The sequence below is a fragment of the Pseudoalteromonas sp. SCQQ13 genome (assembly GCF_015864415.1).
GTDB classification, from domain to species: Bacteria; Pseudomonadota; Gammaproteobacteria; order Enterobacterales; family Alteromonadaceae; genus Pseudoalteromonas; species Pseudoalteromonas nigrifaciens.
Genome location: NZ_JADYXG010000021.1, coordinates 69,851 through 73,203, shown reverse-complemented (window position 1 = coordinate 73,203; position 3,353 = coordinate 69,851). Strand labels below are relative to the sequence as shown.

Annotated in this window: 5 protein-coding genes; all 5 read right to left on the bottom strand. The window is 40.2% G+C overall.

Going from position 1 to position 3,353, the window contains the following annotated elements; all coding sequences use genetic code 11:
* Positions 1-708 precede the first annotated feature (708 nt).
* A complete protein-coding gene (rplQ, locus tag I6F41_RS15360; RefSeq protein ID WP_002959450.1) occupies positions 709-1,110 on the bottom strand; it encodes a 50S ribosomal protein L17 in 402 nt (133 codons plus the stop codon).
* A gap of 39 nt (positions 1,111-1,149) precedes the next feature.
* Entirely contained in the window at positions 1,150-2,136 is a 987-nt protein-coding gene (locus I6F41_RS15355) for a DNA-directed RNA polymerase subunit alpha (RefSeq protein WP_011329437.1), read from the bottom strand.
* Positions 2,137-2,160: 24 nt separating this feature from the next.
* Positions 2,161-2,781 (bottom strand): 30S ribosomal protein S4, encoded by a 621-nt coding sequence (gene rpsD, locus I6F41_RS15350; RefSeq protein WP_011329438.1) that lies wholly within the window; start codon positions 2,779-2,781, stop codon positions 2,161-2,163.
* A 21-nt stretch (positions 2,782-2,802) separates the two neighbouring features.
* Entirely contained in the window at positions 2,803-3,189 is a 387-nt protein-coding gene (gene rpsK / locus I6F41_RS15345; protein ID WP_002959471.1) for a 30S ribosomal protein S11, read from the bottom strand.
* A 12-nt stretch (positions 3,190-3,201) separates the two neighbouring features.
* Positions 3,202-3,353, bottom strand: a 152-nt coding sequence (rpsM, locus tag I6F41_RS18075; RefSeq protein ID WP_231613574.1) for a 30S ribosomal protein S13, incomplete at its 5' end; no start/stop codon positions are given.

Sequence of the window (3,353 nt, the reverse complement as noted above, 5' to 3'; positions counted from 1 at the left end):
GAGATCCGAAAACAGATCAACTGTTTTTTAAAGAAAACTTGAAATAAACTGCTGTTCGCTGAGTATTTGAGCTAAACGCTTAAAAACACAACTAAACTACTATCATTAAGACATTTATAGCGCTATTTGAAATTAAAGTTATGACAACTACTAATGAATAAAGACATATTTGGATCATCTATGCTAAATAACTAACCAATATGAGAAGACTCGTATTACTTAAAATCATTTAAAGTAATCAAAAGGCGAAAATTGAATTGATCGAGCTATGTTTAATCATAATTTAATAATATTAAGAAGTAAGTTTACTTAGGCCGTAATACTCAACCTTGATATGAGATTCTTAATATAGGTAAATGAGTACACGTTATGTCTTATAATCAGATTTATAAATATAAACTTCGTAGTGGGCCGCTCTACTGGATAATCTAAGTTTTGGAGTTGTATTATATAATAGCTCTAAACGAACAATATATAATGAAGATAATCCTTAACCATGATCTGATAGGCTATTTTGAATGAGTAATAAGTAAAGAGTAACTTGGTAGGGATATTAAAGCAGGTGTTAAAACAACTTATCAATTTAGAATCTATGAGTCAGTACTCGTAAACGATCATAATAGAAGGTAATCACTGATTCATATAGATTAACAAATTTTAGGCAAGAAAAAGCCGAGCATAGGCTCGGCTTTTAGGTTTCTTTAAGACTTACTCTGCAGACTGTGCGTCTTCTTGAACTGCTTCGCTAGTCGCTGGGCGACCAACTAGTTCAATATAAGCCATTGGTGCATTATCACCAGTACGGAAGCCACACTTAAGAATACGAGTGTAACCACCTGGACGATCCGCGTTACGTGGACCGATTTCACTGAATAACTTACCAACAACTTCATTATCACGCGTGCGAGCAAACGCTAAACGGCGATTTGCTACACTGTCAGTCTTAGCCAGTGTGATTAAAGGTTCAATTACACGACGTAACTCTTTCGCTTTAGGCAAAGTAGTTTTGATGATTTCATGTTTCACCAAAGAACCTGCCATATTGCTAAACATCGCTTTACGATGGCTACTGTTACGGTTTAATTGACGACCACTCTTACGATGGCGCATGACCCTATCCTTCTAACTAAACTAATATAGTGATTTAGATTATTCAGCTAAACTTGCAGGTGGCCAATTTTCTAGGCGCATGCCTAGAGAAAGTCCACGTGAAGCTAGCACGTCTTTAATTTCAGTTAGAGACTTCTTACCTAAATTAGGCGTTTTAAGAAGCTCAACTTCAGTGCGCTGAACTAAATCACCGATATATTGAATTTGCTCGGCTTTCAAACAATTTGCTGAGCGTACTGTTAGTTCAAGATCATCAACTGGACGAAGTAGAATAGGATCGAATTCTGGCTTCTCTTCTTTCTCTTCTGGCTCAGTTACATCACGTAAATCTACGAATGCATCTAATTGCTCAGCTAAGATAGTAGACGCACGGCGGATCGCTTCTTCTGGATCTAAAGTGCCGTTTGTTTCCATATCAATGATTAACTTGTCTAAATCTGTACGTTGCTCAACTCGAGCTGATTCAACCGAGTACGCAATACGTTCAACTGGGCTAAATGATGCATCAAGCAACAATCTACCAATTGGACGCTCATCGTCATCAGAGGATAAACGACTAGATGCCGGCACATAACCACGACCACGTTCAACACGAATACGCATGCTGATCTCGCTGTTATTTGTTGTTAAATTACAAATAACATGATCTGGGTTAGCAATTGTTACATCGCCATCGTGCTGAATATCTGACGCAGTCACAGGGCCTACACCAGATTTAGCCAGGGTCAGAAAAACTTCATCTTTGCCTTCTAACGTTACTGCTAAACCTTTTAGGTTTAATAGTATTTCAATGATGTCTTCTTGAACGCCTTCTTTCGCGCTGTACTCATGCAATACACCGTCGATTTCAACTTCAGTTACTGCACATCCAGGCATAGATGAAAGCAGTATACGGCGTAAGGCATTACCCAAAGTGTGACCGAAGCCACGCTCAAGTGGTTCTAAAACTATTTTAGAACGTGTTGGGTTGATAGCGTCGATATCGACTAACCTTGGTTTTAGAAATTCTGTAACAGAACCCTGCATTTTATCCTCTCTTAACTCTTAACTTTACTTAGAGTAAAGTTCGACGATTAGTTGTTCATTAATGTCCGCAGACAGATCTGAACGCTCAGGTAGACGCTTAAAGCTGCCTTCCAATTTCTTACCGTCAACTTCAACCCAAGTCGGCTTTTCACGTTGCTCAGCCAACTCTAGAGCAGCGATGATACGTGCTTGTGTTTTAGACTTCTCACGGATTACAACAGTATCTTCTGGAGCAATTACGTATGAAGGAACATTCACAACACGACCATTAACTAAAATCGCTTTATGGCTTACTAACTGACGTGCTTCTGCACGTGTGCTAGCAAAACCCATGCGATATACAACATTGTCTAAACGTTGCTCTAATAGCTGTAACAAGTTTTCACCTGTATTACCTTTAAGGCGAGCAGCTTCTTTGTAGTAGTTACGGAATTGCTTTTCTAATACACCGTAGATACGACGTACTTTTTGCTTTTCACGTAATTGTAAACCGTAATCAGATAAGCGACCTTTACGAGCGCCATGCTGACCAGGTGCAGTCTCAAGTTTACACTTAGAGTCGATAGCTCTTACGCCGCTCTTAAGGAACAGGTCAGTGCCTTCACGACGACTCAGCTTGAGCTTAGGGCCCAAATATCTTGCCATGTTATTTCTCCTAACCTATTGTTAAACGCGACGTTTCTTCGGTGGACGACAACCATTATGTGGTATTGGCGTCACGTCAGTAATGTTGGTAATACGGTAGCCAGCAGCATTCAAAGCACGTACAGCAGATTCACGACCTGGACCTGGACCTTTGATGAAAACTTCTAGATTTTTTAAACCGTATTCTTGAGCAGCAGTACCTGCACGCTCTGCAGCAACCTGAGCAGCAAATGGAGTAGATTTACGTGAACCACGGAAACCTGAACCACCGGCAGTAGCCCATGATAGTGCATTACCTTGACGATCGGTAATCGTTACAATAGTGTTGTTGAAAGAAGCATGAACATGAGCCATACCATCAGCAACTTGTTTTTTAACCTTTTTACGACGAATTGGTGTCTTAGCCATAATACTATCCCCTTATCGCTTAATAGGCTTACGAGGACCCTTACGGGTACGCGCGTTAGTCTTAGTTCTTTGACCACGTAGTGGTAAAGAGCGACGGTGACGTAGGCCACGATAACAACCAAGGTCCATTAGGCGCTTGATATTTAAAGTAACTTCACGACGAA

Excerpts from the sequence above, each read along its gene's own strand:
- rplQ (WP_002959450.1), bottom strand. The coding sequence starts at position 1,110 with ATGCGCCATCGTAAGAGTGGTCGTCAATTAAACCGTAACAGTAGCCAT.
- rpsD (WP_011329438.1), bottom strand. The coding sequence starts at position 2,781 with ATGGCAAGATATTTGGGCCCTAAGCTCAAGCTGAGTCGTCGTGAAGGC.
- rpsK (WP_002959471.1), bottom strand. The coding sequence starts at position 3,189 with ATGGCTAAGACACCAATTCGTCGTAAAAAGGTTAAAAAACAAGTTGCT.
- I6F41_RS15355 (WP_011329437.1), bottom strand. The coding sequence starts at position 2,136 with ATGCAGGGTTCTGTTACAGAATTTCTAAAACCAAGGTTAGTCGATATC.